General features: G+C 61.9%; 25 protein-coding genes and 2 tRNA genes. 11 read left to right on the top strand and 16 right to left on the bottom strand.

What is annotated here, in order from left to right; genetic code table 11:
* Positions 1-75 precede the first annotated feature (75 nt).
* Positions 76-852: a hypothetical protein gene (locus DWY95_RS13355; RefSeq protein WP_118553879.1), complete on the top strand. Its 777-nt coding sequence runs from the start codon at positions 76-78 to the stop codon at positions 850-852.
* Between the two features lie 274 nt (positions 853-1,126).
* A complete protein-coding gene (locus DWY95_RS13360; protein ID WP_243082783.1) occupies positions 1,127-1,780 on the top strand; it encodes a phosphatase PAP2 family protein in 654 nt (217 codons plus the stop codon).
* A gap of 50 nt (positions 1,781-1,830) precedes the next feature.
* Here the strand turns inward: DWY95_RS13360 and gluQRS are convergent, their stop codons facing one another.
* From gluQRS to DWY95_RS13375, 3 genes are all read right to left on the bottom strand, one after another.
* Positions 1,831-2,775, bottom strand: coding sequence for a tRNA glutamyl-Q(34) synthetase GluQRS (gluQRS, locus tag DWY95_RS13365; RefSeq protein ID WP_118553880.1), 945 nt, complete (start codon positions 2,773-2,775; stop codon positions 1,831-1,833).
* A complete protein-coding gene (locus DWY95_RS13370; RefSeq protein ID WP_118553881.1) occupies positions 2,772-4,082 on the bottom strand; it encodes a M18 family aminopeptidase in 1,311 nt (436 codons plus the stop codon). Before DWY95_RS13370 ends, gluQRS begins: the two co-directional genes overlap by 4 nt.
* Positions 4,083-4,332: 250 nt before the next feature.
* Positions 4,333-5,874, bottom strand: coding sequence for a PTS transporter subunit EIIC (locus DWY95_RS13375; protein WP_243082785.1), 1,542 nt, complete (start codon positions 5,872-5,874; stop codon positions 4,333-4,335).
* A 257-nt stretch (positions 5,875-6,131) separates the two neighbouring features.
* On the opposite strand from DWY95_RS13375, the gene DWY95_RS17430 reads away from it, so the two are divergent.
* Positions 6,132-6,734, top strand: coding sequence for a hypothetical protein (locus DWY95_RS17430; RefSeq protein ID WP_243082788.1), 603 nt, complete (start codon positions 6,132-6,134; stop codon positions 6,732-6,734).
* A gap of 53 nt (positions 6,735-6,787) precedes the next feature.
* Here the strand turns inward: DWY95_RS17430 and DWY95_RS13385 are convergent, their stop codons facing one another.
* Positions 6,788-7,912: a DUF362 domain-containing protein gene (locus DWY95_RS13385; protein ID WP_118553883.1), complete on the bottom strand. Its 1,125-nt coding sequence runs from the start codon at positions 7,910-7,912 to the stop codon at positions 6,788-6,790.
* Positions 7,913-8,074: 162 nt separating this feature from the next.
* Positions 8,075-8,905 (bottom strand): undecaprenyl-diphosphate phosphatase, encoded by an 831-nt coding sequence (locus DWY95_RS13390; protein ID WP_097791294.1) that lies wholly within the window; start codon positions 8,903-8,905, stop codon positions 8,075-8,077.
* A gap of 248 nt (positions 8,906-9,153) precedes the next feature.
* On the opposite strand from DWY95_RS13390, the gene DWY95_RS13395 reads away from it, so the two are divergent.
* The 8 genes from DWY95_RS13395 (at position 9,154) to DWY95_RS13430 (ending at position 13,938) form a co-directional block, all read left to right on the top strand.
* Complete coding sequence (locus tag DWY95_RS13395; protein ID WP_118553884.1) at positions 9,154-9,567, top strand: TrkA family potassium uptake protein; 414 nt, start codon at positions 9,154-9,156, stop codon at positions 9,565-9,567.
* 61 nt (positions 9,568-9,628) lie between these two features.
* Positions 9,629-10,294: a TrkA family potassium uptake protein gene (locus DWY95_RS13400; protein WP_118553885.1), complete on the top strand. Its 666-nt coding sequence runs from the start codon at positions 9,629-9,631 to the stop codon at positions 10,292-10,294.
* Entirely contained in the window at positions 10,291-10,722 is a 432-nt protein-coding gene (locus DWY95_RS13405; protein ID WP_118553886.1) for a PH domain-containing protein, read from the top strand. The genes DWY95_RS13400 and DWY95_RS13405 overlap by 4 nt, the downstream gene beginning before the upstream one ends.
* Positions 10,719-12,098 (top strand): PH domain-containing protein, encoded by a 1,380-nt coding sequence (locus DWY95_RS13410; protein ID WP_118553887.1) that lies wholly within the window; start codon positions 10,719-10,721, stop codon positions 12,096-12,098. The genes DWY95_RS13405 and DWY95_RS13410 overlap by 4 nt, the downstream gene beginning before the upstream one ends.
* Positions 12,095-12,751: an HAD family hydrolase gene (locus DWY95_RS13415; protein ID WP_118553888.1), complete on the top strand. Its 657-nt coding sequence runs from the start codon at positions 12,095-12,097 to the stop codon at positions 12,749-12,751. The genes DWY95_RS13410 and DWY95_RS13415 overlap by 4 nt, the downstream gene beginning before the upstream one ends.
* Before the next feature lie 108 nt (positions 12,752-12,859).
* Entirely contained in the window at positions 12,860-13,528 is a 669-nt protein-coding gene (locus DWY95_RS13420) for a hydrolase (RefSeq protein WP_118553889.1), read from the top strand.
* A gap of 170 nt (positions 13,529-13,698) precedes the next feature.
* Positions 13,699-13,775: transfer RNA gene (locus tag DWY95_RS13425), tRNA-Met, on the top strand.
* 91 nt (positions 13,776-13,866) lie between these two features.
* A tRNA-Glu gene (locus DWY95_RS13430) sits at positions 13,867-13,938 on the top strand.
* Positions 13,939-14,214: 276 nt separating this feature from the next.
* Here the strand turns inward: DWY95_RS13430 and serS are convergent.
* The 11 genes from serS to rnpA all read right to left on the bottom strand — a co-directional run bounded on the left by serS (position 14,215) and on the right by rnpA (position 25,861).
* Positions 14,215-15,546: a serine--tRNA ligase gene (gene serS, locus DWY95_RS13435; protein ID WP_097791287.1), complete on the bottom strand. Its 1,332-nt coding sequence runs from the start codon at positions 15,544-15,546 to the stop codon at positions 14,215-14,217.
* 76 nt (positions 15,547-15,622) lie between these two features.
* The gene (locus DWY95_RS13440) at positions 15,623-16,498 is read right to left on the bottom strand and encodes a ParB/RepB/Spo0J family partition protein (RefSeq protein WP_118553890.1); all 876 of its coding nucleotides are present in this window, start codon (positions 16,496-16,498) and stop codon (positions 15,623-15,625) included.
* A 4-nt stretch (positions 16,499-16,502) separates the two neighbouring features.
* Positions 16,503-17,354, bottom strand: coding sequence for a ParA family protein (locus DWY95_RS13445; RefSeq protein ID WP_118553891.1), 852 nt, complete (start codon positions 17,352-17,354; stop codon positions 16,503-16,505).
* 271 nt (positions 17,355-17,625) lie between these two features.
* Positions 17,626-18,420 carry a ParB/RepB/Spo0J family partition protein gene (locus DWY95_RS13450; protein ID WP_118553892.1) on the bottom strand — a complete coding sequence of 265 codons (795 nt, stop codon included), beginning with the start codon at positions 18,418-18,420 and terminating at the stop codon, positions 17,626-17,628.
* 157 nt (positions 18,421-18,577) lie between these two features.
* Positions 18,578-19,285 carry a 16S rRNA (guanine(527)-N(7))-methyltransferase RsmG gene (rsmG, locus tag DWY95_RS13455; protein ID WP_118553893.1) on the bottom strand — a complete coding sequence of 236 codons (708 nt, stop codon included), beginning with the start codon at positions 19,283-19,285 and terminating at the stop codon, positions 18,578-18,580.
* Positions 19,286-19,448: 163 nt separating this feature from the next.
* Positions 19,449-21,326: a tRNA uridine-5-carboxymethylaminomethyl(34) synthesis enzyme MnmG gene (gene mnmG, locus DWY95_RS13460; RefSeq protein ID WP_118553894.1), complete on the bottom strand. Its 1,878-nt coding sequence runs from the start codon at positions 21,324-21,326 to the stop codon at positions 19,449-19,451.
* A 2-nt stretch (positions 21,327-21,328) separates the two neighbouring features.
* On the bottom strand, positions 21,329-22,699 hold the full coding sequence (mnmE, locus tag DWY95_RS13465; protein ID WP_118553895.1) for a tRNA uridine-5-carboxymethylaminomethyl(34) synthesis GTPase MnmE: 1,371 nt from the start codon (positions 22,697-22,699) through the stop codon (positions 21,329-21,331).
* A gap of 158 nt (positions 22,700-22,857) precedes the next feature.
* Positions 22,858-23,982 (bottom strand): RNA-binding cell elongation regulator Jag/EloR, encoded by a 1,125-nt coding sequence (jag, locus tag DWY95_RS13470; protein WP_118553896.1) that lies wholly within the window; start codon positions 23,980-23,982, stop codon positions 22,858-22,860.
* A gap of 5 nt (positions 23,983-23,987) precedes the next feature.
* Positions 23,988-25,070, bottom strand: coding sequence for a YidC/Oxa1 family membrane protein insertase (locus tag DWY95_RS13475; RefSeq protein ID WP_118553897.1), 1,083 nt, complete (start codon positions 25,068-25,070; stop codon positions 23,988-23,990).
* Positions 25,071-25,157: 87 nt separating this feature from the next.
* Positions 25,158-25,463, bottom strand: a complete 306-nt coding sequence (yidD, locus tag DWY95_RS13480) for a membrane protein insertion efficiency factor YidD (protein WP_097791278.1) — start codon at positions 25,461-25,463, stop codon at positions 25,158-25,160.
* Positions 25,460-25,861, bottom strand: a complete 402-nt coding sequence (gene rnpA / locus DWY95_RS13485; protein WP_118553898.1) for a ribonuclease P protein component — start codon at positions 25,859-25,861, stop codon at positions 25,460-25,462. Before rnpA ends, yidD begins: the two co-directional genes overlap by 4 nt.
* Positions 25,862-26,087 lie beyond the last annotated feature (226 nt).

Consider the following 26,087-nt stretch of genomic DNA (forward strand, 5'->3'; position numbering starts at 1 on the left):
TTCCGGATTGCTTTCCTGCCCGAAAACGTGTAGAATAGAAAGCAGGAAACGATTGGATGAAAAGGAGGCGCTCTGATGAAACATTCTCTGACCGCACTTTTGCTCACGCTGGCACTGTTCTGCTGCCTGCTGACCGGCTGCGGCCCGACGCCCGATGTTCCGGGCGGCAGCGAAGGCAGCAACGGCTCTTCTTCGGGCAGCACCAACTCCGGCACCGAACCCGATGACTCAAACAGCGGCGGAGTCTCCGCCCCGAAATTGCAGCCGTCCATTGTGATGGAATCGTTCAGTGCCTATCACGATGCAGCCGGTGAGGACGTTGCGCGTTGTGTTTTCCGGGCGACCAACCCCAATACGGCATACAGCGTTTCCCGTGCACGTGTCGACCTCACCCTGAAGGATGCTGCCGGAAATGTGCAGGAGACCACGTATTTCATGCTCCAGACCATCGCACCGGGCGATACGGTCCGCTTTGCCTATACCTACAAATGCAAGAAGGGCGTTCCGGCCAGTGCGGCACACACACAGCCCAGCACGACCGCTTCCAGCTTCCAGCCTTCTGCGGAGAATGTCCGTTCTTCCGACCTTCATGCTGTCGTAACGGGCCATTCCACGACTTCCGGGCTGAACTATACGGTCATTTCCGGCACGGTGCGCAATCTGAGCAAATACACCTGCAACCGCACCCGTGTATCAGTCATTCTGAAAAAGAACGGCAAAGTCGTTTCTTCTGACTTTGTCCTGCTTACGACTCCCATTCCATCCGGAAAGGAAAGCTCTTTCTTCATTTCCCACGCCAGCGATATCGGGTTCGACCCCGCTGAGACCGAAGTCGTTGCCATCCCCTGGTAATATCTGTTTTCCCGGCCAGCCGCGCAAGCGGCTGGTTTTTTTGTACCCTTTTGCAGGAAGATCCGGTTCTGGATCGTATTCCTTTCAGAGAGGGCGGTTCCGGAGCCGTTCTCTCTCCCTGAAATTCCCATGTCGCACAAATTTTTCACAGATATTTTAGAGAAGTTGTCCTGTTTAGGGCTTGTTTTTGCGCAATGACCGGCGTATAATGATACGCTGCTAAGAACTTTAAGAAGGCTCTGCCTTCCAACTCCAAACAAAGGAAGTGTGTTCCATGCGAAACTGGTTTTCCCGCCATCCCATCTGGTTCATGGCGTTCTATCTTGTGTTTTATCTCTCGGTGTTCCACTGGCTCGAAGTCAACATCACCGTGCCGGAAGTCTGGGTCCACTGCCATCTGGATGACCTCATCCCCTTCTGCAAGTATGCCGTCATCCCCTATCTGGCGTGGTTCATCTGGATCCCGTTCACCCTGTTCTATCTTCTGTGGAAGGCCCCGCGCGCGGACTTCTGGCGGCTCTGCCTGCCGCTCTTTGCGGGCATGACCATCGCGCTGGCGGTCTATGTCATCCTCCCCAACGGGCTGGACCTCCGCCCCTATCGCGTCTACGGTTCGGACATCTTCGCCCGGATCGTCCGCCTGCTCTACTCCACCGACACTGCCACCAATGTCTGCCCGTCCATCCATGTCTTCAACTCGGTCACTCTGATGATGGCCTACTACCGCAGCCGCATCTTCGAAGAGCCCCGCCGCCGCTGGATGCGCCCGGCGTCTGCGGTGCTGTGCCTGTCCATCATCGCCTCCACCGTGCTGCTCAAACAGCACAGCTGCATTGATGTGGTCATGGGCATCCTGCTGGCCATGGCAGTGGACAGCGCCGCCTCCTCGCTGGAGCGGAGCGAGTCCCGCATTTTGCAGAATCCCTGAGTTTCATACATCAAAAAAAGCACCTGCGCCGCAGGTGCTTTTTTTGCTGCTTAAAACAATCCTTCCGGCAGGCAGATGTCGTGCCGGGGGACTTTTTCCCATGAAAAGTCTGCCACGAGGCTCTCCGGTGTGCGGGGGGCTGGTTCTTCCTGCAAGCCGTAGACGTAGGCCAGTTTTCCCACGATCTCTTCGGCGGTGTATTTTGCCCGGAGGTTCTCCAGACTCTGGTCGCCGTCCCGCTTGGACAGCCGCCGCCCATCCGGGGCCAGCAGCAGCGGGCAGTGGGCAAACTGCGGGGCTGTCAGGCCCAGCAGACGGTACAGATAGAGCTGCCGCGCCGTGGAGGAGAGCAGGTCTGCCCCGCGCACGACTTCGGTGACGCCCATCCGGGCATCGTCCACGACGACGGCCAGCTGGTAGGCGAAGACGCCGTCTGCCCGGCGAAGGTAGAAGTCGCCGCAGTCCCGCAGCAGGTTCTCGCTGTGGAGGCCCATGCAGCCATCCCGGAAGGTGATGACCTCATCGGGCACTCTGAGCCGGTAGGCCGGTGCCTTGACCCGGCGCTTTTCCGCGATCTGGGCAGGCGTCAGATCCCGGCAGGTGCCGGGATAGATGACATTGCCGTCCGAGGTGTGGGGCGCACTGGCCGCATGGAGCTGTGCGCGGGAGCAGAAGCAGGGGTAGACCAGCCCCTGCGCTTCGAGCATCTGATACGCGCGGGTGTAGATCTCTGCGCATTCGCTCTGGTAATAGGGGCCGTGGGGGCCGCCCCGGCTCCCGCCCTCGTCCCAGACAAGGCCCAGCCAGGCCAGGTCTTCTTCCAGCAGGTCTGCGTATTTCCGGGGGCAGCGTTCCGCGTCCAGATCCTCGATGCGGAGGACGATGCGCCCGCCCGCATGTCTGGCGCTCAGCCAGGCCAGCAGGCTGCACGCAAGGTTGCCCAGATGCAGCCGCCCGCTGGGGCTGGGGGCAAACCGCCCGACGACCGGGCTCACAGGCCCAGCTTCCACTCGCCATCCTTCGGCTGAGAGATGGGGGTGTTATAGAATTCGGCCACGGCCCTGGCCATGTACTCGGCGTCGATGCAGCTGGCGGTCTCCATGGAAGAGTGCATCGCCAGCTGGGCCAGACCGATGTCCACCATCGGGATCAGGATCTGGTGGCCCAGCAGGTTGCCCAGCGTGGAGCCGCCGGGAACATCGGCGCGGTTGGACGCGAACTGCACCGGCACACCGGCCTTCTGGCAGATGGCGCTGAAGGCCGCACCGGTCAGGCCGCTGGTGGTGTAGGTCTGGCGGGCGTTGGATTTCAGCAGGACGCCGCCGCCCAGCGTGACCGGATGGGCCGGGTCGCTCTTTTCGGGGTGGTTGGGATGGGTGGCGTGGCCGTTGTCGGCGCTCAGCAGCAGACTGTTGGTGCAGGCGCGGATGCTCTGCTCACGGGTGACGCCCAGCTTTTCTTCGATGCGGGCCAGCACATCGGCCATGAGGGTGCCCTGTGCGCCCTGACGGCTGGAAGAACCGACCTCTTCGTTGTCGAACATGACCCAGATGTCGCCGCGGCCTTCCTCTTCGCCGCGGCCCTGCAAAAAGCCCCACAGAGTGGTGTAGGCACACTCCAGGTCGTCGATGCGGCCGGACATGAAATACTCGCCCTTCAGGCCCACGCGCACGGCCTGCTCACAGGTGCAGAGCATGAGGTCGCTGTCGAGGATGTCTTCGGCCCGGACGCCGGCCTCCTCGGCCAGCACCTGCCGCAGGGTGGTGCCCGCAGCGCCGAAGATGGGCTGCAGATCGACCTGCGGGTTGTAGTTCTTCCCCTTGTTGACCTCGTGGTCAAAGTGGATGCAAAGGTTCGGGATGCAGGCCAGCGCACGGTCCGGATGGACGAGAATGCTCTTCACGCCGTTCTCCGTCCGGACAAGGATGCGGCCCGCCACGCTCAGGGGACGGTCCAGCCAGGTGGGCATGATCATGCCGCCGTAGCCCTCCGTCTCGGCGCGGGCAAACACGGCGTCCTTGCCGCCGTCCAGCTCCTTGATCTTCCAGGCGGGGGAATCGCTGTGGCTGGCCGTGACATGCCATCCGGTCAGCGCCCCTTTGGGCATCCGCCAGGCCAGCACCGCCGAACCGTTGCGGGTGGTGTAGTATTTTCCGCCGGGCACCAGCTCCCAGGCTGCGCTTTCGGGGCGCTCTTCATAGCCGTTGGCCTCCAGAATGGCCGCTGCTGCAGCGGCAGAGTGAAAGGCACTGACGCCTTTGTTCAAAAAATCAAACAGACCCTCTAGTTCAAACTTCTGCATCTTGGGTTCTCCTTCTGTTTATTTTATTCTCAACCTCTCAGCCGAGCCTTCGGCCCGCCAGCCATTCCCCTTCTGGCGTTTACACGCCACCTCCCCCGGCCGGGGGAGTCTTTCCTAATAGGGGAGCCTCTGGCGTATCCAGCAAGTTTCATCCGACTGCCAATGCCTCCCCTATCAGGGGAGGTGGCATCGCGCAGCGATGACGGAGAGGTTCGTTCCAATTATATCCCTTGCATTTCCAAAAAGCAACTCAGACCACCGCACACTGTTCCAGCTCCCGGTCCACGGCCCGGCGCACCTGTGCTGCCTGCAAGCCGCAGACCAGCTGCAAATAGGGGCCGTCCTGCACCAGCCCTTTATGGGGCATGGCCAGCAGCGCCGCCGTATCCAGCCGGTCGGGATCTTTCACGGTGATGCGCAGCCGGGTGAAGCAGTTGTCCACCGTGCAGATGTTCCCCGGCCCGCCCAGCGCCGCCAGGAGCCGCCGGATGCCTTCCGGGTCGATCTGCCGCGCGGCTGTTTCCCGCTCCGGTGCCCGGCCGGGCGTGGGCAGGTCGAACACACGGATGATGGCCGAAAAGACCACCGCATAGGTCAGGATCTCCAGAACGCCCAGCAGGTAGAGCAGCGGGACGCGATGCGTCTGCTGCGGGGCGGCGCTCAGGTTGAACACCAGCGAACCCAGCAGGTTGGAGGTGAACGCCCGGACCTGCAGCGCATTCAGCAGGACCATGAAGCCGCCTGCAAGGGCCGCATGGAGCACCCACAGCACGGGCGAGACGAAGCAGAACAGGAAATCGACCGGTTCGGTGATGGACGCCAGCGACGCTGTGACCGCCAGCGGCAGGATGGCCGCAGCCGTGCGCTTCCGGCGCTCCTTTTTGGCAGTGAGGATGAACGCCGCCGCGATGCCCAGATAGCCGAACGTTTTGGTGAATCCGGTGTACATCCAGACGATGTCATCGGTCAGGGGCAGGCCGTAGGAGTATTCCGCCATCGTGACCATATAGGCCCCCGTGTAGGTCACCGAACCCACCGTCATGGAACCGCCCAACGCCGAGAACTGGAACGGCATATAGATGAGATGGTGCAGGCCGGTGGGGATGAGCAGCCGTTCGAGGAAGCCATACAGAAAAATGCCCGCATGGCCCGAAGCTGCGATCCAGCCCGTCATGGCGCGGATGCCCTCCTGCAGAGGCGGCCAGACAAAGCAGACCGCCATCCCGAACGCCGCTGCAAAAGCCGTGATGCACAGGAACGACCACCGCAGACCCGAATACACCTGCGTGACAAGCCCGGTGAACTGCGTTTCGCAGGTGCGGTCAAAGATCTTCGCAGCGGCAAAGCCCAGCAGGATGCCGCCCGTCACACCGGTGTCCATGACCTGGATGCCCAGGATGCTCGTCTGACCCGTGGCGGCAAGGCCGGTCAGGCCGTCGGACTCGGCCAGGCGGCCCAGGATCTCCAGCGTCGTGTGGTTGGCCGTCAGGAAGACGAGATAGGCCATGAGGGCCAGCAGTGCGGCCTCCTGCTTTTCGGTGCGGGTGCGCGCAGCGGCGATGCCCACGCAGAGGAAGATGCTGAGGTTGTTGATGATCACCATCATGCTGTTGTACAGCAGCCCGCCCGCAAGGCGGATCGGCGTCCAGTTCAGCACCGGGAGCAGCTGGCGCAGCGGGCCGCTGGTGAGCAGTGCCCCCACCACCAGCAGCAGGCCCGCCGCAGTCAGATAAGACAGCGGGTCCAGAAGCGCCTGCGAGACTCCTTCGAGCTTTTGCAGGAATTTCTGCACTTGTTTGTCCTCCTTTCCGGCATGGCGCACCGGCCAGCCCATTTTATTTTACGAATGAATTATACGAGACAGCGCAAAAATTGTCAATCCTGCCCGAAGGCAAAAATTACTGTCAAAGTTTGTACAATTTGCACAGGACGGGTTGAAATTCGTCCTGCACACGACAATTGACAACCGCGCGGCGGAACAGTATACTAGAGCTGTACCCAGAGACTCCCCCGGCTTTGGCCGGGAACCGATAAAAGGAGGAACACGCTATGATCCGCAACCGTATCCTTTCCCTGCTGGTGTGTGCAGCCCTGCTCGCCTGCCTGCTGGCCGGATGCAGCACTTCGTCCGGAACCGACGGCGGCGAGGCCGCTTCGTCGTCCAGCTCCGCTGCTTCCAGCGAGAGCATCCCTTCTTCCACGACGCAGGCCAACACCGGCAAGCTGACCCCGAATCTGGATGAGAGCGACAACTCCATCTTCTCCCCCGCCTCCACGCAGGACGCCTTTGAACCCTGCCTGGGCTGGGGCCCCGGCGTTTCGGGCTGCTCGCTGAAGTCGGTCATCGCGGCGGATTCCCTGCTGAGCTGGGCCGAGAACGGCAATCTGGCCATGCAGACCACCGATGTCATCGAAGACGCCTATACCGAATGGTACGACAGCCTCTCCACCGATGAGCAGGACAGCTTTGCAGACGCCTGGCCTCTCATCAAGGAGGACGCCAACGCCCTGCTGACCGACACGTCCAGCATGACCGGCCGCATCGAGGATGCCGGTCTGAACGCCAAAAAGCTGCCCGACTGCTCGGAAGAGAACTGGCAGGCCCTGCAGGACGTCATCGACGCCCTCGTCCCGGCATCCAGCGAATATTAAGTCCAGCAAACAGAACGAGCCACGGCGAAACGCCGTGGCTCGTTTGCGTTATCTCAGACCTTTTTCAGGGTGTACCGGCGGGTGCCCATGCCGATCTTTTCGGCCTGTTCCAGCGTTGCCTTCCACTCGATGTTCGGGTTAGAATCCTTGAAGTGGTCGTGGTGGCAGTTCCAGCCCGGCTTTGCAAGGTTCTGGCCCAGCTGGCTGTTGGGCAGCGGCGCAGCGGCAAGGCAGGCATCCACGCAGGCCTGGTCCAGCGCCACCGGGTCAAACGAGGCGAACATGCCGATATCCGGCAGGATGGGCGCATCGTTCTCGCCGTGGCAGTCGCAGTTGGGGCTGATGTCCTGCACAAGGCTGATGTGGAAGGTCGGGCGGTCATAGCAGACTGCGGCAGCGTATTCGGCCATCTTGCGGTCCAGCATCTCGTTGGCGCTGTCGCACTGGGAATAGATGGCGTCGAAGTTGCAGGCACCGATGCAGCGGCCGCAGCCCTTGCACTTGTCCTGGTCGATGACAGCCTTGTTCTGCTCATTGTATACAATGGCGTCGGAGCCGCACTCCTTGGCGCAGCGGTGGCAGCCGCGGCACAGGCTCTCCTGCACGGCCGGGTGGCCGGAAGCGTGCTGCTCCATCTTGCCCGCGCGGGAGCCGCAACCCATGCCGATGTTCTTGATGGCACCGCCGAAGCCGGTGGACTCGTGGCCCTTGAAGTGGGTCAGGCTGATGAAGACGTCCGCATCCATGATGGCGCGGCCGATCTTGGCCGTCTTGCAGTATTCGCCGTTGGGCACCGGCACCTCGACTTCATCGGTGCCGCGCAGGCCGTCGCCGATGAGGATCTGACAGCCGGTGGTCATGGGCCAGAAGCCGTTCTCCTGCGCACAGGCCAGATGCTCCAGCGCATTCTTGCGGCTGCCCGGATACAGCGTGTTACAGTCGGTCAGGAAGGGCAGACCGCCCTGCTCCCGGCACAGGTCTGCCACCACCTTGGCGTAGTTGGGGCGGAGGAACGCCAGGTTGCCCAGCTCGCCAAAGTGCATCTTGATGGCAACGAACCTGCCGTCCATGTCGATGGTTTTGATGCCCGCCGCAAGGCACAGGCGGCGCAGCTTATCCGTCAGGCTGGTGCCCACCGGACAGCGAAAATCCGTAAAGTAAACAGTCGATCCTTCCATTGCAGTCTCCTTTTGTTTTGGTTGAATCATGCGGCGCTTCCCCGCCGCCGGGGTCTCTCTTATCTTCTCAGTATAGCACAGCCGGTGGATGGGTGCAATTCGGTGGACGCAAAATGCCCCGCAGCTGGCAGGCGCACTGCACAGATACGGGGCAGAATTTCTTTATGCAATGGCGCTGACCGCAGCGACGGCCAGGACGATGACGCCCAGAACGATGCGGTACAGGCCGAAGAACTTGAAGTTGTGGCGCTTGACGTAATCCATCAGGAAGCGGATCGCGGCCAGGCTGACCACGAAAGCCACGACGCAGCCCGTGACGAGGACGGCGACCTCCGACCCGGTGATGGCTGCGCCGGAAAGGGCGAACTTGACCACCTTCAGCAGCGAGGCACCTGCCATGACCGGGATGGCCAGATAGAAGGTGAACTCGGCCACGCAGGCACGGGAGAGGCCCAGCAGCAGGCCGCCCACGATGGTGGCACCGGAGCGGGAGGTGCCGGGGATGATGGCCAGCATCTGCCACACGCCGATGAGGAAGGCTTCCCGGTAGGTGATCTGTTCCAGCTTTGCCACATGGGGCGCGGTGCGGCGGTTCTCCACCACGATGAAGAGGACGCCGTACAGGATCAGCATGGCGGCCACGGTGATGTAATTGTAGAAGTGCGCCTCGAACCAGTCGTCCAGCGGGCTGATGACCAGCACGGGCAGGGTGGCAGCCACCACCTTGAACCAGAGCTGCCAGACTTCCGGCTTGGACGCCACCCGGCCGTGCCGGATGCCGAAGGGCCAGAGCTTGTTCCAGAACAGCACCACCACCGCAAGGATGGCACCCAGCTGGATGACCACGCGGAACATGGACATGAACTCTTCGCTGGCATTGAAATGGATGAGCTGTTCCACCAGGATCATATGGCCGGTGGACGAGATGGGCAGCCACTCAGTGATGCCCTCTACGATGCCCATCAGGATGGCTTTCAATATTTCAAAAAACATTTGGTTCCTCCTGTGCAGCGCAAAACGATGCGCTGATCGTTTGTCGATTTCAGACTCTCCGTTCAGTATACCATACTATGCGGTCTTCCGCACGGAAATTTTCAAATTTTTACAGTTCCGCCCCGGTGACAGCTTCTCTATTTATCTGTGCCGGGAAATATGCTATACTGGGGGCAGCTCCATTCCCCCTTTGTGGGACCATTTTGACGCAGGATCTTCTGCGTTCTGAAAACAGCGAGGTATCATCCATGAACATTCTTGTCATCGGCTGCGACCAGGTAGGTGCCGCCCTGGTGCGCGACCTGGAACGCATCGGCCACGACATCTCCCTGATCGAGAAGGACTCCGAGCAGCTCAAGCGGCTGGACAGCTTCGACGATTACAACTTTGGCGGCACGGCTCTGGTGGGCGACCCCACCGACCCCGATGTCCTCAAGCAGGGCGGCATCGAGAACTGCGACGCCGTGGCTGCCGTCAGCGAGGACGACTCGGTGAACCTGATGGCGGCGCAGATCGCCAAAAGCATCTTCCAGCGCGAAAAGGTCATCTGCCGCGTCTCGGACCCGCATCTGCAAGTGCTCTACCACAAGGTCTACGGGCTGGAGACCATCTGCCCCACCATCCTCACAGAACAGGCCGTGTTCCGGGCACTGGCAAAGTAAGGCCTCTCCGGCCGCTTTGCGGCGGCAAAAAGATAAACTTTAAGTAATATCGAGGTTTTGTATGAAAGTTTGTATTGCCGGCGGCGGGCGCGTGGGGCGGTATCTGGCCCAGAGCCTGCTGGCCAACCACCATTCCGTTGTCATCATCGAACCGGTGGAAGCGCAGTGCCGGATGCTAGCCGACCAGCTGGACATCCCGGTCATCTGCGGCGATTCCATCAATATGGATACCCTGCGCAACGCCGACGCGGCCAGCTGCGACGCCTTTGTGGCCGTGACCGGCTCGGATGAGGACAACCTCATCGCCTGCCAGATCGCGAAGCGGGAGTTCGGCGTCGGCCGCACCGTGGCCCGTGCCTCCAACCCAAAGAACCGGGAACTGCTCCACACCCTCGGCGTGGACACCGTGGTCTGCGGCACTGACAACCTGAGCCACATCCTGGAGCGGGAGATCGAGACCGACACCATCCGCCAGCTGCTCTCGCTGGGCGGCGGCACGGCCAGCCTGAACGAGATCCTGCTGCCGGAGAACTTCCTCTACGCAGGCAAGGCCATCATGGACATCCCCATCCCCGGCGATGCCATCCTGGTCAGCATCACCCGCGACACCGAGCTCATCATCCCCCACGGCAACACCGTCCTGCTGCCGTGGGACCGCATCCTGCTCCTGACGCAGGATGACACCCTCCACCTGCTGACCGAGGCGTGGGGGCTCAGCGGCAAATGACCGAGCGGGAGCTGCGCCGCACGGCGCTGGTCATCCCGCCCAAGGGCCGGGCGGTGCTCTGCATCTGGGCAGCAGCCGCCGGGCTGTTCCTTGCGCCGTTCGCCTTCTGGCAGAGTGTGCCCGCCGGGGCGGTCTTCTGCCTGCTCTGGGCCGTGCTCACGGCCCTGCTGCGGGCGCGGGCCTGCAGCTATGCTGCCGTGCTGGGGGAACACACCCTGACCATCTATGCCGGCATCGCCTTTCCGGTGCGGCGGGTGGTGCCCCGCCGGGCCGTGACCGGCGTCCAGCAGTTCCGCTCGCCGCTGCTGCGGCTGGCCGGAGCCACGGTGCTGGTCATCTCGGCTCCCGGCGCACGGGTGCTGGTGCCTGCCGTGCCCGCAGCACAGGCGGCGGCGCTGGCCTGTGCCCTTGCGGAGGATGCCCCATGACCGAACATCGTCTGCACCCCTTTGCCGCCCTGCGGGTCCTCCGCAAAACGCTGGTGCTCTATCTGGTGCCGCTCCTCCGCGTGCTGTTTGAGCGCAACTGGGCGGCGCTGCGGGCAGCGCTCCGGCAGGATCTCATCCTCTTTCTGCTGGTCTGTGCGCTGAGCTGGGTCATCCTCCACGCGAGCAGCTGGTCTTTGGATGAAAGCGGCACCTTCTGCCTCCACTGGAAGCTCCTGTTCCGGTTCGACCGGACGGTGCGGGGCGCTTCGCTGGCAGCCCTGACCATCGAGCGGCCGTTTTATTACCGGCTGGCCGGGGCCAGCCGGGTGACGCTCTACCCTGTGGGCGAACCGAAACAGCGCACCCTGACCCTCTGCCTCCGCCGGGCCGATGCGCAGCATCTGGCCGACCAGCTGCTCCCCATCGAGGCCCCCAGTCTGCACCGGCCCAAAGGCGGCGAGCGGGCGGCGCTGGGGCTGCTGGGGGCCAACAGCCTTTCCACGCTGGCGCTCTTTCTGCTGGCCATCCGGCAGACGCAGCAGGGCCCGGACCGCTATGAGCTGGCCTTTGCACAGATCAACTTTCTGGCCGGGCTGGCGGCGCGGTGGCTGCCCGCCGGTGCGGCCTGGCTGCTGGCCTTCTCCGGCTTTCTGCTGGGGCTGAGCCTGCTGCGCAGCTTTGTGCAGACGGTGCACTACGAGGTCTGGCACACCAGCACCCAGATCGGCAGCCGCGGCGGCTGGCTGGACCGGTTCGAGTGCCGGGTGAAGAGCGACCAGATCAGCTTTGCCGACGTCCGCCTTTCCCCCTTTGCCCGGCTGATGCGGTGCTGGCCGGTCTTCGTGACGGCGGGCAGCTGCTCCCCGGAGCTGCCGCTCTTCGTTTACCGTTCCGGGGAGGAAGCGCTCTTCCGGGAGCTTCTGCCCGAATTTCGGATGCCGCCGGACCTTCTGGCCCGGACAGAACAGCGCAGTCTCATCTTTTTTGCTCCCGCCGGAGCACCCTTTGTCCTCTGCGCCCTGCTCACCCTCATCTCCCGCTCCACCCTGCCCGGCCTGACCGTGACCCTGCTGTTCCCCACCCTTTTCTTTGCGGCGGGGCTGGCGGGCGGCGCGATGGGCTACCGGCGGGAAGGGGTCTGGCTGCGGGAGGGGCGTCTGACCCTGCGGCGGCAGCGGGGCATCTATCTGCACAGCATCTGCGTCTTCCATCCGGACATCTGTCTGACGGCCCGGCAGTCGCCCTGGGCCGTCAATGCAGACCGCACCGATCTGACCGTCGCCTTCCCCGGTTTTGTCCGGCTGACGGTGCGCAGCATCCCGTGGCGGGACGCACAGAAATGTTTTGAATTTTTGGAAAGAAGTCGAATCTTATGATAAAAACGATCCTTTTTGATCTGGACGGCACCCTTCTGAACACCATCGACGACCTGGCCGATGCAGGCAACTGGGTCTGCGCTCAGCACGGCTGGCCCACCTTTACGGTGGAGCAGTTCAAGCACATGGTCGGCAACGGCATCCCGAAGCTGGTGGAGCGCTTTTCGCCCGCCGATGCCCGGTCGCCCGAACGGCTGGCCGCAACGCTGGCCGAGTTCACGGCCCGGTACGATGCCCACAAGGAAGACAAGACGGCTCCCTATCCCGGCATCCCGGAGCTGCTGGACGCCCTGAAGGCCGAAGGCATCCAGACCGCCGTCTTTTCCAACAAGGCAGACCCGCTCTGCGGGAAGATCATCGCACACTACTTCGGCACCGGTCGGTTCGAGCTTGTCCGGGGCAACCGCCCGAACGTGCCCACCAAGCCTGACCCCACCGGCGTCTATGCCCTGATGCAGGACCTCGGTGCAGAAGCTGCCAGCACCCTTTTCGTGGGCGACAGCGATGTGGATATCCTGACCGGCCACAACGCCGGTCTGCCCGCTATGGGCGCGCTCTGGGGCTTCCGGGGCGAAGCAGAGCTTACCGCAGCCGGAGCCGATGCGCTGGCCGCCGTGCCGATGGACATTCTGGAATTTGCCCGGAGAGGGTGATCTTTGTTTTCATAAAGTTTACGGGCAGTTCATTGCATTCCGGGGCCTTCTTTCTTATAATTTGATTCAAATTTGAATCACACCGGAATCATCTGGAGGTATCCCCCTATGGCAGCTGAAAAGAAAGCATCCCCCAACGTCGAGAGCCGCCTGCGCCACAACATCCTGAAAATGCCGCAGGAGGTCTATCAGGCCAGCGGCATCGTCATCAACGGGCGGCGGCTGAAGAGCTTCGTCTTCACCACCGACCTCGCCATCATCCGCAACTGCGATGCCGACGCCGTCTTCGCCGTCTATCCGTTCACGCCTCAGCAGGCCATCAGTGACGCTATCATCAAGGCCTCTTACATCCCGGTGTTCTGCGGCGTGGGCGGCGGCACCACCCACGGTGTGCGCACCCTGAATCTGGCCCGCGACGTCGAGAGCCAGGGTGCCATGGGCGTCGTGCTCAACTCCCCCATTTCCGACCTGAATCTGCTGGCCGTCTCGCGGGTGGTGGACATCCCGGTCATCATCACCGTGACCAAGGCGGACACCGACATCCGTGCCCGCCTCGAATCCGGCGCATCCATCCTGAATGTGGCTTGCAGCACCGACACGCCCCGCATCGTGAAGAAGATCCGCGATGCGTTCCCGGATGTCCCCATCATCGCCAGCGGCGGCAAGACCGGCGAGAGCATCTCGGCCACCATCGCCGCCGGTGCCAACGCCATCACCTACACTCCGCCGTCCCCGGCCATCCTGTTCAAAGAGATGATGGAAAAGTACCGGGAGTGACGGCACGGAAAACGCCCCATGTTCGAGCGGCTGCGGCAGTGCAGCCGCTCGTTTTTTCGGGCTGTACCGGAGATCTGAAAAAAATTTGATTTTTTTAGAAATAATTGTTGACAAACAGGCGAGTTCTGGATATAATAATAAAGCACCGTTCAAGTGCGCAAACAAAATATGGCGGCATAGCTCAGTTGGCTAGAGCATTCGGTTCATACCCGAAGTGTCACCGGTTCAAATCCAGTTGCCGCTACCAAGTTACAGAGTTTCGCTAAGATAAGGGGGACGGTCGTCCGCAATAGTGGATGATGAATGTCGGAGGTTTTAGCGAAGCTCTGTATTTATAAGGCCCGTTGGTCAAGCGGTTAAGACACGGCCCTTTCACGGCTGTAACATGGGTTCGATTCCCGTACGGGTCATAAAAGCGTTCAAGCAAAGGCTTGAACGCTTTTATTTTTTGCCCGCATGGGAATCGAACAGGGCGGCGGTGCGAAGCACCGTAAGCTATGGGCTGTTGCTTAGCCCGCGGGTCCCAGCGTACCAGGAATGTCTACGAGGCGAGACTGCCGTGAAGAAATCGTCCCCGTCCCCCATCAACAGCAAACACCCCGCTCGATCGTCTGCGTCAGCAAACGGTAAAGCGGGGTGTTTTCAACATCTTATTGCATTGTTGTGGAAAGCCGTGTGGTCAACTCTCAGCCCTTCTTGTGGGTCGGGACCATGACCTCCAGGCCGCCCATGTAGGGCTGCAGGACCTTGGGGATGGTGACCGAGCCGTCGGCCTGCAGGTGGTTCTCCAAGAAGGCGATCAGCATACGCGGAGGTGCCACGCAGGTGTTGTTCAGAGTGTGGGCCAGATAGGTCTTGCCGTCCTTACCCTTGACGCGGATGTGCAGGCGGCGGGCCTGTGCATCGCCCAGGTTGGAGCAGGAGCAGACCTCGAAGTACTTCTGCTGGCGGGGGCTCCAGGCCTCGATGTCGCAGCTCTTGACCTTCAGGTCTGCCAGGTCGCCGGAGCAGCAGTTCAGCTGACGGACGGGGATCTCCATGTTGCGGAACAGCTCCACAGAGTTCTTCCACAGCTTCTCATACCAGTCGGCGCTCTCTTCGGGGCGGCAGACGACGATCATCTCCTGCTTCTCGAACTGGTGGATGCGGTAGATGCCGCGCTCCTCAATGCCGTGGGCGCCCTTCTCCTTGCGGAAGCAGGGGCTGTAGGAGGTCAGGGTCAGGGGCAGCGTTGCCTCGTCGAGAGTCTGGTCGATGAAGCGGCCGATCATGGTGTGCTCGCTGGTGCCGATCAGGTACAGGTCCTCACCCTCGATCTTGTACATCATGGCGTCCATCTCCGGGAAGGACATCACGCCCTGCACCACGTTGCCGTGCATCATGAAGGGCGGGATGACATAGGTGAAGCCCTTGTCGATCATGAAGTCACGCGCATAGGCCAGAACGGCCTCGTGCAGGCGGGCGATGTTGCCCAGCAGATAGTAGAAGCCATTGCCGGCCACGCGGCCTGCAGCGTCCATATCAATGCCGTCGAAGCTCTCCATGATCTCAGTATGGTACGGGATGGGGAAATCGGGCACGACGGGCTCACCGAAGCGCTGTGCCTCGACGTTGTAGGTGTCATCGGGGCCGATGGGCACACTGGGGTCGATCATCTGGGGGATGGAGTACATGATCTCCTGGATGCGGGCTGCGAGCGTTGCCTCCTCGGCTTCCAACTCTGCCATCTTGTCTGCGTCGGCCTTGACGGCGGCGTTGTTGGCATCGATCTGCTTTTGCAGCTCAGCCTTCTGTGCCTCGTCGGTGCACTTCTTCAGCTGGCCGAACAGCGGGCCGTTGGCCTTGCTCAGCTTGTTGCGGGCAGCCTTGAGGGATTCGACCTCCTTCAGGCACTCACGGTACTTGGCGTCCTTCTCAACGACCTCGTCCACGAGGGGGAGCTTGGCGTCCTGGAACTTCTTCTTGATGTTTTCCTTGACCGCGTCCGGGTTTTCACGGACAAATTTGATATCAAGCATGATTTACTCTCCTTACTCTATTTCATTCGCGCGGGGGCGCATCGTCCCCGTGCCGTTCAAAGGCGGGAGCCCGCCCTCAATCGCATGATTGTTGATACTGGCCCAGCAGATTTGCAAAGGCCCGGAGCTGTTCGTCCGAATAGAAATGCACCGTCAGCCTGCCCTTACCGCCATGGTATGCGACATTGACTTCGCTGCCCAGCACCTCTTTCAGACTCTCCTCCACCTCCACCGGCAACGTGTCGATGGGGGCCGGTTCGGCGGGGCCTTTGGCGGGCCGTGCCAGCTTTTTGCAGAGCACTTCGGCCTGCCGGACGTTCAGTTCATGGTCGGCGATCATCTGCGCGGCCTGCTCCTGCAGCTCCGGCGTAGGCAGGCCCAGGATGACCTTGGCGTGGCCGGTGTTGAGGAAGCCGCTCTTGAGCAGCTCCAGCACGTTTTCCGGCAGGTTCAGCAGGCGCAGGCTGTTGGCCAGCGCACTGCGGCTCTTGCCCAGCTTCCGGGCGGCCTGCTCCTGGGTCAGGTCGCAGCGAGTCATCAGCTCACGGATGCCCATGGCCTCTTCCACCGGGTCCAGGTCTTCGCGCTGCAGGTTTTCCACCAGCGCGATCTCCATGGCCTGCTCGTCGGTGACGTCCTTCACGACGACCGGCGCTTCGGTCAGGCCCGCCATCCGGCAGGCCCGCCAGCGGCGCTCGCCTGCCACGATGAGGTAGCCGCCGGATACCTTGGGCCGCACCGCGATGGGCTGGATGAGGCCATGCTCGGCGATGCTGGAGGCCAGCTCGGCCAGTGTCTCGTCATCAAAGGTCTTGCGGGGCTGGTCGGGGTCAGGCTCGATCTCCCGCAGCGGCAGGGTCTCGATCTTTGCATTGTCGGGCTCAAAGCTGGGTGAAACGTCCTCGAACAGACTTTCCAGCCCTCGGCCGAGGCCCCCTCTTTTCTTTGCCATCTCCTTATACTTCCCCCTGCTTTACTTCTTCCAGCGCGTTTTTCGGTTCGGCGGGTGCACTGCTGCCCTTGCCGCGCCGTTTGACAGGCTCGTGCGGGCGGTTGTTCTTCACGAACTCAATGGCGAGGTCCATGTATGCCTCGCTGCCCTTGCCCTTCGGCTCGTAGAAATTGATGGGCTGGCCGTAGCTGGGTGCCTCCGAAATGCGGATGGTGCGCGGGATGGTGGTCTTGTAGACCTTGGCCCCGAAGTACTTTTTGACCTGCTCCACGACCTGCATGGTCAGGTTCAGGCGGCCGGAGAACATCGTGAAGACCACGCCCTCAATGTCCAGATAGGGGTTGTACTTCTTGCGAATGGTCTTCAGGGTGCTGATGAGCTCAGACAGACCTTCCAGCGCATAATACTCGCACTGGATCGGGATCAGCACACTGTCGCAGGCGCACAGACCGTTCAGCGTCAGCAGGTCCAGGCTGGGCGGGCAGTCGATGAAGATGAAGTCATAGTCCTTCTGCACCTCGGCCAGCGCCTTGCGCAGGCGGCTCTCGCGGCCGGGCAGGTCGATCATTTCCAGGCTCGCGCCCGCCAGCCGGGTGTTGGAGCCGATGACGTCGGTGCGGAACTCGGTGTTCCGGATGGCCTGCCGGGCGCTCGCCTCGCCGATGAGCATCTCATACGTTCCCAGCTCGACGCTCCGCTTGGGGATGCCGTAGCCGGTGGTGGTGTTGCCCTGCGGGTCCAGATCCACGATGAGCACCTTTTTGCCCAGCGCCGCAACACAGGACGACAGATTGACGGCCGTGGTCGTTTTGCCCACGCCGCCTTTTTGGTTTGCAACTGCAACTATTTTTGCCACGCGCGTTTTCTTCCTCTCAGGAAAACTTTTTGTTCCACATGGAACATTCGAGGTCGGGCCGCCGTTTTCCCGTCTGCGGGCCCCTTTATTCTTTAGTATAGCACATCAGCGCGGCTTTTTGAACCCGATTCTTTATAATTTTACGCGAAAACGGCCCCGCATTCGCAGATTTTGCTTCCTCCGTTCGATTTTTTCAAATTCTTTCGCTTCCCGGCACGTTTTTGCTGTTGTTTTTTCGGCTCCGGATGTTCCACATGGAACATTCCCTTCCCTATTTCTGGGCCGCAGCAGTTGGGATGCGGACGGTGTACTCAATGTAGCCGTCCCGCTCCTCACGGTGGGCGGTGGCGGGCACACCGTTGTCGGTCATCAGACGGATGGCGTGGTCGATGGTGTTCACAAAGATGCGCACATCCTTGACCATCGAGATGCGGTGCTTGCCCTGCGACGTCTCGTTCAGCAGCTGGTCGATGTAAAGGTCGGTCGCGCGGGCGTTCATCTTCCGCTTGGCGATCATGATGAGAGCTTCGCTGCGACGGTTCTCCGGCAGGCGGAGGACGGCCCGCGCGTGGCGCTCGGTCAGGCCGTTGTCCAGAATGAACTGCCGCTGATCCCCTGTCAGCTGCAAAAGGCGGAGCTTGTTGGCCAGAGTCGGCTGTGCCATCCCCAGCCGTTTGGCTGCTTCGGCCTGCGTGCAGTCCCACAAAACCATCACATCCCGCAGGCCCTGCGCCTGCTCAAATGGGTTCAGGTCTGCCCGCTGCAAATTTTCGAGCAGGCCAAGCGCGGCGGTGCGCTGGTCGGTGAAATTGCAGACGATGGATGGGATGGTCCCCATCTTCGCCAGCTTGCAGGCGCGGAGCCGCCGCTCCCCCGCAATCAGTTCATAGCCGCTGTCGGTCTTCCGCACCGTGATGGGCTGCAACAGACCGTTTTCCCGGATGCTCTGGGCCAGCCCCGCAAGCTCCTGCTCATCGAAGGTCGTGCGCGCCTGATACGGCGAGGGATGGATGTCTTCCACCGGGAGCTGCACGATCTTTCCAGCGGATCTTCTACGTTCAAACATAAGAATGCCCCTTTCATCAAAGTATGCGCTTGTTTTCAACAATTTCTCAGGAAAAGGTGGAAAACAAGCCTCGTTCCATCCCCAGTGTACCAGAAAACAAAACACCCTGCCAGAAGTTTCGTTCGGCAGGGTGCTTCAATTTTATTTCGATATTTCGTTATTTCAGCGGCGATTTTGCGATTTTTCCACCATTTCTGGGGTACGCTGTCGGAGTTTGCGAAATCTTTTTGCAGAGGATGAGGGTGCGGGTGTCGCCGCCGGGCAGATGCAGAGTGCGGGTCTCCTGATACGCGCCGCCCAGCTTCCGGATGGCGCCGCGGGCTGCCGCGAGTTCCTCCTCACCGGAAGCGCCCTTCATTGCCAGAAAACTGCCGCCGACCTTGACCAGCGGCAGGCAGTATTCGGCCAGCATCGGCAAAGCCGCCACCGCGCGGGCCGAAGCGAGGTCGAACTGTTCCCGCCAGCTCTTGCGGGCTGCTTCCTCAGCGCGTTCCTTGGCGAACTCCACCCCGGTCAGGCCCAGCTGGCCGCAGGCATATTTCAAAAACTCCACCCGCTTGCCGGTCGGCTCCATCAGGGTCAGTTCCAGTTCCGGTTTGTAGATCTTGGTCACGATGCCGGGGAAGCCTGCCCCTGCGCCGACGTCCACCATCTTCCCTGCCACTTCCGGCTGCGCGGCAAAGAGCAGGCTATCGAGAAAGTGCTTGTCCTCGATGCCCTCTGGGTCGGTGATAGCGGTCAGGTTGACCTTCTGGTTATACTCCACCAGGATCTCTGCAAAGGCGTCCAGCTGGTCGAGCTGGGTCCCGGTCAGCGCAATGTTCCATGTGGAACACTTTTCTTCCAGTCTGTTTTTGTCGATCATCGTTTGTTCCTTTTCGTTTCAGGTGTTTCGCGTGTTCGGACGGGTCATTCCCCGGTGAGCTTTACGTAGGTCGGTGCGCCAATACTCCATGCCCAGTTTGTCCAGCAGGTCGTAGGTGCGCACCTCTTTTTTTCCTTTTTAGAAGAGGCCTTGGCATTCTCTCTCAATCTTTCCGGGGGCCTGCGGCCAGCGCGATGCTGAGCTGCGCCACATCCGAGGGCGACACGCCGGGGATGCGCCCCGCCTGCCCCAGATTCTTCGGGCGGATGCGCGCCAGCTTCTCGCGGGCTTCCAGCGTCAGGCCGGTCAGGGCCTCATAGGCGAAACCCTCCGGGATGAGCGTCTTTTCATGGCGGGCCACGTCGCGGATCATCCGATCCTGCCGGGCAATGTAGCCCGCATACTTGATCTCCGTCTCCAGCCGCTCGGCCAGCATGGGAGTGATCTCCTCCCCCCAGCCAATGACGCCCGCGAGGAGCGGATAGGAGATCTCCGGGCGGCGCAGCAGCTCTTCGGCGATGCCGCCCTCCGCTGCCGGGGCCAGACCCGCCGCTTCCATCGCGGCCCGCAAATCGGCGGTGCGCAGATGCGTCTCGTGCAGGCGGCGGCGCTCTGCGTCCAGAATGGCCTGTGTGTGCTGGTATCTGGCCCAGCGGTCATCCTGCACCAGCCCATAGTCCCGGCCGATGGGGGTCAGGCGCTGGTCGGCGTTGTCCTGCCGCAGGGTCAGCCGGTATTCGCTGCGGCTGGTCATCATGCGGTAAGGGTCCATGACGCCCTTGGTCACAAGGTCATCCACCAGCGTACCGAGGTAGCTCGTATGACGCGGCAAAATGAGCTGTTCTTTGCCCAGTGCATTGCGGGCGGCGTTCAGACCGGCCAGCAGCCCCTGCGCAGCCGCTTCCTCGTAGCCGGAGGTGCCATTGAACTGCCCCGCACCGTACAGACCGCGAACGTTTTTGCTCTCCAGCGTTGCTTCCAGACTGGTCGGGTCCACACAGTCGTATTCGATGGCGTAGGCCGGACGCATGATCTCGATGTTCTCAAACCCTTTGATGCTCCGGTAGAAGGCGTTCTGCACATCTTCCGGCAGGCTGCTGGAAGCACCCTGTAAATACATCTCCTCGGTGTTCTCGCCGCAGGGCTCCACAAAGATGGGGTGGCGGTCCTTCCCTGCAAAGCGGACGACCTTATCCTCGATGGAGGGGCAGTAGCGCGGGCCGACGCCCTCGATCATGCCGCCGTAGAGCGGGCTGCGCTGGATGTTGTCCAGAATGATCCGGTGCGTCTCCGGGTTGGTGTAGGCGATCCAGCATTCCACCTTGTTGTGCATGGGCGCATCGGTCAGGAAGCTGAAGGGTTGCAGCTCATGGTCCGGGTCGCCGGGCTGGCATTCCAGCTGAGAGAAATCAATGCTGCGCCGGTGGACACGGGCCGGGGTGCCGGTCTTGAACCGGCGCAGCGGCAGGCCCGCCGCCTTCAGGCTCTCGGTCAGGGCATTGGCGGCGTGCATTCCGTCCGGGCCGGAGGCATACCACGCATCGCCCACAAAGATCTTGCCGCCGAGGTTGGTGCCCGTGGCGATGACCACACATTTGGCCCCATACTCGCCGTTCAGCTGGGTCACAACCCCCTTCACATGGCCGTCCTCCACCTCGATGGAGACGACCTCCGCCTGATGGATGGCCAGACCCGGCGTCAATTCCAGCGCATGTTTCATATATTCGTGGTAGCGCTTGCGGTCGGTCTGGACGCGCAGCGCATGGACCGCCGGGCCCTTGCCCTTGTTCAGCATCCGGCTCTGCAGATAGGTGGCGTCCGCCGCCAGGCCCATCACGCCGCCGAGAGCATCCAATTCACGTACCAGCGTCCCTTTTGCGGTCCCGCCAATGCTGGGGTTGCAGGGCATATTGCCGATGGCATCCAGGCTCATGGTGAACACCGCCGTCTTCGCGCCCAGCGTTGCAGCCGCATGGGCCGCTTCAATGCCCGCATGGCCTGCGCCGATCACAATGACGTCATAATCTCCTAAATGGTTCATTTTTACTTTCCCACACAAAATCGTTCAAATACTTCGTTGATGACCGCTTCCGACGCATTTTCGCCGGTCAGGTCACACAGGGCATCCAGTGCATCGTCCACGCAGACCGATACGGCATCCAGCCCGAACCCGCCCGCTGCGGCCTCCAGCGCACCGGCGACCGCTTCCCGCGCACGGGTGGCGGCGGCAAGCTGCCGCTGCCCCGAAAGGCTGGCAGCGTGGGGGTCGATCTGGTTCGTGCCCAGCAGCCGCGCCACCGCCGAGGCGATGAGCTTCCGTGCCCCCTCCTCCTGGCAGCAGACCGGCAGCACCATCGCGAAATCGAGCGCGATGACCTCCGCGTCGAACCGGGTCGGCTTGTCCTCCTTGTTGATGAGGGCAATGGCCGGGCGGCCCGCACACTTCCGGGCCAGCGCAAGGTCCTCCCGCGTCAGCGGCTCCGAGCCGTCGAAGACGGCCAGCACCAGCCCAGCCTCGTCCAGCTTCTTCCAGCTGCGGCGGATGCCCTCGGCCTCGATGACGTCTTCGGTATCCCGCAGTCCGGCGGTGTCGAAGAGGTTCAGCCGGATGTCGCCCAGCCGGACGGCCTGTTCCACCACGTCGCGGGTCGTGCCCGCCACCGGGGTCACGATGGCCCGGTCGAACCCGGCCAGCAGGTTCAGCAGGGTGGATTTTCCCGCATTGGGTCGGCCCACGATGGCGCAGTCCACGCCTTCGCGCAGAACGGCCCCTGCATCGTAGTTCCGGATGAGGACATCCAGCTCGTCCTTCACGCTGCCCAGCACGGCTTGCAGATGGGTCTCGTCCAGCTCCGGCACATCTTCCTCCGGGAAATCCACCCACGCGGCCAGATGGGCCTGTAAGCTGGTCAGGGCCTCTTTTTCGGCGGCGATCTTTCTGGCCAGCGCCCCGCCCAGCGAAGCATTGGCCAGCGCGGCGCCCTGTCTGCCATCCGCAGACACCAGATCCATGACGGCCTCGGCCTGGGTCAGGCTGAGCTTGCCGTTCAGAAAGGCGCGGCGGGTGTACTCACCCGGCGCGGCAGGCGCAGCCCCGGCCTCGATGCAGCTTTCCACCAGCCGCCGGGCCACAGCGCTGCCGCCGTGGCAGCTCAGCTCCACCACGTCCTCGCCGGTGTAGCTGTGGGGTGCCCGGAAAAAGAGGGCGACCCCCTCATCGAAGGCGTCCTCCCCTTCCAGAAATGTTCCGAACAGGGCAGTGTAGCCCTTGGCCCCGGCCACGGTCCGGTCCGGGTTCGCGGGGCGGAACACCCGCGCCGCCACGGCGTAGCTCTCCGGCCCCGAAAGGCGCACTACGGCAATGCCGCCCGCCCCCGGTGCTGTTGCAATGGCTGCAATGGTCGAATCCTGCATCTGTGTCCCCTCCCGCTGGTTTGAATCAAAATTTATTGTACCACGAACCGACGAAAAAGGGAAGTTTTTCTTCGCAGGCGGCCTGGGTGCAAAACAAAAGCTGCCCCTCCCCGGCAGTTTTCCACCAGAAAGGGGCAGCATGGTTCAAAACTCAGCGATCAGATCTCGATCTTGCCGAAGCTGAAATCGGCGAAGTCGTCCACGCGCTCGGTGCGCTTGGGTGCTACGGGTGCTGCATCCTCCGCGTCGCGGGGCGCATAGGTGCGCTCCGGCACACTGGAGCCGCGGCCACCGCGGCTGCCTGCCGGGCGGGGTCCGCTGCGGTAGCCGCCGCGATTGCTGCCATTGCGGTCACCGTTCCGGTTCCCGCGATAGCCGCCATTCCGGTTTCCACCGTTCCGGCGGCCGTTGCCGCGCGGGCGGCGCTCGCCGTAGGTGTTGTCGGTCTGGGCATCGGGTGCCGTGGAGTAGATGACCACACGGCGGTCACGGCCTTCGCCCTTGCTCTCGCTGCGGACACCCTCCATCTTGCCGATGGCAGAGTGGATGATGCGGCGCTCGTAGGGGTTCATCGGCTCCATGGCAAAGCTGCGGCCGGTCTTGCGGACCTTGGCACCGATGCGCTGCGCCAGAGCGGTCAGATCGCTCTCGCGCTTGTCGCGGTAACCGGCCACATCCAGACCCAGCTTGATGTAATCGCCTTCCAGACGGTTGGCCACCAGGCTTGCCAGATAGGACAGGCTCTCCATGGTCTCGCCGCGGCGGCCGATGAGGGCACCCAGCTTCTCGCCATCCAGACGGATGATGGTGGCTTCGCCCTTCTGCACGGCGCTGAAGGTCACGTCATTGACGCCCATCCGGGTGATGACTTCCTGCAGATATTCCACAGCGGCCTTGACCTTGCTGTTCTCTTCGATGTTGATGGGCACTTCCACCTCTTCGGCTTCCTCTGCGGGAGCAGCCTCCTCAGCCTTGGGTTCCTCGGCCGGAGCAGCTTCCTCCGCAGCGGGTGCGGCGGGCACTTCCACCTTCTCCTCTACGGGAGCCGCTGCCGGTGCCTCTGCGGCGGCGGGTGCCTCCGGAGCCTTGGGTGCATCGGGCTCCTCCACGCTGACCCGCACCTTGGCGGGGGTCAGTTTCAGGCCCAGGAATCCCGTCTTCTGCGGCATTTCCAGCACTTCGTAGCTCACATTCATATCCTCAGCCTGCACACCCAGCAGGGCGCAGGCCTTTGCGCGGGCTTCATCAACCGTCTTGCCGGTTGCTTCCTGAGTACGGATCATAACCGTTATTCCTCCTCTTTCTTGTTCAGCTCACTCAGCGGAACGGTGCGCTCGTCCTTGTAGCGCTCTGCGTCCAGCTGGCGGGCATACTCCAAGCGGCGCTTGTTCATCTCGCTGGCGGAGATGTTCTTCTCGACCGTCTCGCCGGTCTTCTCGTCCGTGACCTTGATGGTGGTGCTCTTCACACCGCGCTTCTGCTCCTTTTTGCGGGCTGCCATCTCCGCCAGAACTTCAGCCTTCACCTTTTCGGGGTCGTAGATCTTCTTCATGATGATGCTCTGCACAGTCATGAGGATGTTGGAGACGACATAGTACAGGGAGAATGCGCAGGGGACCGTGAAGCAGAAGAACAGATACATCAGCGGCATCATATACATGGTCAGCTTCATGCTGCCCTGCATCTGCTGGCCGGAGGCCTTCATGCTGATGTGGGTGGAGATGAACATGGTCACGATGGCCAGGACGGGGAAGATCAGCAGGGGCAGGTTCTCTGCGGCCAGGCTGTACTGAGGCACACGGGTCAGGTCGATGCCGAAGAAATCCATGTGCTGGCCGAACTCGGTCATGGTGCTGACCTGGTCCGGGGTGAAGCAGCTGGTGACAGTGCTCTCGCCCGCAATGACCTGCGCGATGATGTTGGTGTCGCGGGTCACGGTGGTGAAGCTGATGCCAAGGGTCGTCAGGGCCTCACCGGCAGCGGTCAGAGCATCGGCACCGATGTGGAAGATGCGCTGCAGCGGGCGGTACACGACCTCGATGACGCCGAACATGACCAGGAAGTTGACCAGCATGGGCATACAGCCTGCGGTGGGCTTGTAGCCCTGCTCCTGCAGCTTCATCAGCTCTTCCTGCTGCTTGTCGGGCTTGTCGCGGTACTTCTTCTGGATGTCGGCGACCAGAGGCTGGTAGGCGGACATCCGGGCCATGCTCTTCTGCTGGTTGATCTGCAGCGGGATCTTGACGAGCGTGATCAGCAGGGTGAACAGGATGATGTCCCAGCCATAGTTCGGGATCAGCTTGTAGATCCACTCCATTACATAGCCGAGAGGCCAGCCGAGGATGTATAAAGGATTCATATCTTCGTCCATTCTGCCCCGCCTGTGGCGCGGGACGATAAATTTTTTATGAGAAGGACACACCGCCCACAGTTCGGTGCGTCACAAGAAGCTGATTTTTCAGGAGCGATGGCTCCGTCTGGCCCGGAAGAGCCGTGCGGCCGAGAGCTTCCGCTCCGGGCTGACCCACCTTCCCTTCGGGGGGACGGGGTCATACCCCCAGCGGCCCAGCGGATTGCACCGGGCGATGCGGGCCGCGCCCAGCAGCAGCCCTTTCAGGCAGCCATGGGTCTGGATGGCCTCCAGCGTGTACTGGCTGCACGAAGGCGAAAAGCGGCAGCTGCGCCCAAGGCCGGGGCTGATGAAGCGCTGGTAGAATCGGATGGGCGCGCAGAGCGCGTTCCGGCATCCCTGCGAAAGGCTCATTCCTGCGGGGCCGGCTTCTGAGCCGGCGGAACCGTGGCCGGTGGCCGGGCTCCCGGCTGTTTGGCCTTGTCCGGCAGACCGGCCTGTGCAAAGAGTTTGGCCACCACTTCGCTGAGCTGCCAGCTCTTGAGGTGCGGGGTGATGCCCCGCGCCACAAACACGAGGTCGTAGCCGCCGATGTTGTAGTCCAGATGCTCGTCGATGGCCGCCTTCATCACGCGGCGGGCACGGTTGCGCTGCACGGCATGGCCGATCTTTTTGGTGGCCGTCAGGCCCACGCGGGTCTTTTTGCCGCGAGTCTTGAGGACGTACAGCACCAGCGCCGGGTTCACATAGGACTTGCCGCGGGCATACACGCGGCCATATTCGCTGTTGCGGCGGATGGGACGATAGCGCACTCCTTCGGCGCCTCCTTTTCTGGTAAAATCAGGTACTCTGCCCAAAAGGCAAAGTTCAAAATCAGTATAGCAAAAAAACGCCGACATGAAAAGCCTGTCCGGACGTTTTTTGTGCCAAATCTTCGGAATATTTTTTAGTCAAACCGCGCGAAAATAAAAAAGAAGACCGCCAATTCGATATCAGCGGCCTTTTGTGCGCATGTTCAATTCTGCGCCGGACCCATTG

It is taken from the genome of Faecalibacterium sp. AF28-13AC, from assembly GCF_003478405.1.
GTDB lineage: Bacteria > Bacillota > Clostridia > Oscillospirales > Ruminococcaceae > Faecalibacterium > Faecalibacterium prausnitzii_E.

Coding starts and splice junctions, on each gene's coding strand:
- DWY95_RS13355 (WP_118553879.1), top strand. CDS start 76: ATGAAACATTCTCTGACCGCACTTTTGCTCACGCTGGCACTGTTCTGC.
- DWY95_RS13360 (WP_243082783.1), top strand. CDS start 1,127: ATGCGAAACTGGTTTTCCCGCCATCCCATCTGGTTCATGGCGTTCTAT.
- DWY95_RS13370 (WP_118553881.1), bottom strand. CDS start 4,082: ATGCAGAAGTTTGAACTAGAGGGTCTGTTTGATTTTTTGAACAAAGGC.
- DWY95_RS17430 (WP_243082788.1), top strand. CDS start 6,132: ATGATCCGCAACCGTATCCTTTCCCTGCTGGTGTGTGCAGCCCTGCTC.
- DWY95_RS13385 (WP_118553883.1), bottom strand. CDS start 7,912: ATGGAAGGATCGACTGTTTACTTTACGGATTTTCGCTGTCCGGTGGGC.
- DWY95_RS13390 (WP_097791294.1), bottom strand. CDS start 8,905: ATGTTTTTTGAAATATTGAAAGCCATCCTGATGGGCATCGTAGAGGGC.
- DWY95_RS13395 (WP_118553884.1), top strand. CDS start 9,154: ATGAACATTCTTGTCATCGGCTGCGACCAGGTAGGTGCCGCCCTGGTG.
- DWY95_RS13400 (WP_118553885.1), top strand. CDS start 9,629: ATGAAAGTTTGTATTGCCGGCGGCGGGCGCGTGGGGCGGTATCTGGCC.
- DWY95_RS13405 (WP_118553886.1), top strand. CDS start 10,291: ATGACCGAGCGGGAGCTGCGCCGCACGGCGCTGGTCATCCCGCCCAAG.
- DWY95_RS13410 (WP_118553887.1), top strand. CDS start 10,719: ATGACCGAACATCGTCTGCACCCCTTTGCCGCCCTGCGGGTCCTCCGC.
- DWY95_RS13415 (WP_118553888.1), top strand. CDS start 12,095: ATGATAAAAACGATCCTTTTTGATCTGGACGGCACCCTTCTGAACACC.
- DWY95_RS13420 (WP_118553889.1), top strand. CDS start 12,860: ATGGCAGCTGAAAAGAAAGCATCCCCCAACGTCGAGAGCCGCCTGCGC.
- serS (WP_097791287.1), bottom strand. CDS start 15,546: ATGCTTGATATCAAATTTGTCCGTGAAAACCCGGACGCGGTCAAGGAA.
- DWY95_RS13440 (WP_118553890.1), bottom strand. CDS start 16,498: ATGGCAAAGAAAAGAGGGGGCCTCGGCCGAGGGCTGGAAAGTCTGTTC.
- DWY95_RS13450 (WP_118553892.1), bottom strand. CDS start 18,420: ATGTTTGAACGTAGAAGATCCGCTGGAAAGATCGTGCAGCTCCCGGTG.
- rsmG (WP_118553893.1), bottom strand. CDS start 19,285: ATGATCGACAAAAACAGACTGGAAGAAAAGTGTTCCACATGGAACATT.
- mnmG (WP_118553894.1), bottom strand. CDS start 21,326: ATGAACCATTTAGGAGATTATGACGTCATTGTGATCGGCGCAGGCCAT.
- mnmE (WP_118553895.1), bottom strand. CDS start 22,699: ATGCAGGATTCGACCATTGCAGCCATTGCAACAGCACCGGGGGCGGGC.
- jag (WP_118553896.1), bottom strand. CDS start 23,982: ATGATCCGTACTCAGGAAGCAACCGGCAAGACGGTTGATGAAGCCCGC.
- DWY95_RS13475 (WP_118553897.1), bottom strand. CDS start 25,070: ATGGACGAAGATATGAATCCTTTATACATCCTCGGCTGGCCTCTCGGC.
- yidD (WP_097791278.1), bottom strand. CDS start 25,463: ATGAGCCTTTCGCAGGGATGCCGGAACGCGCTCTGCGCGCCCATCCGA.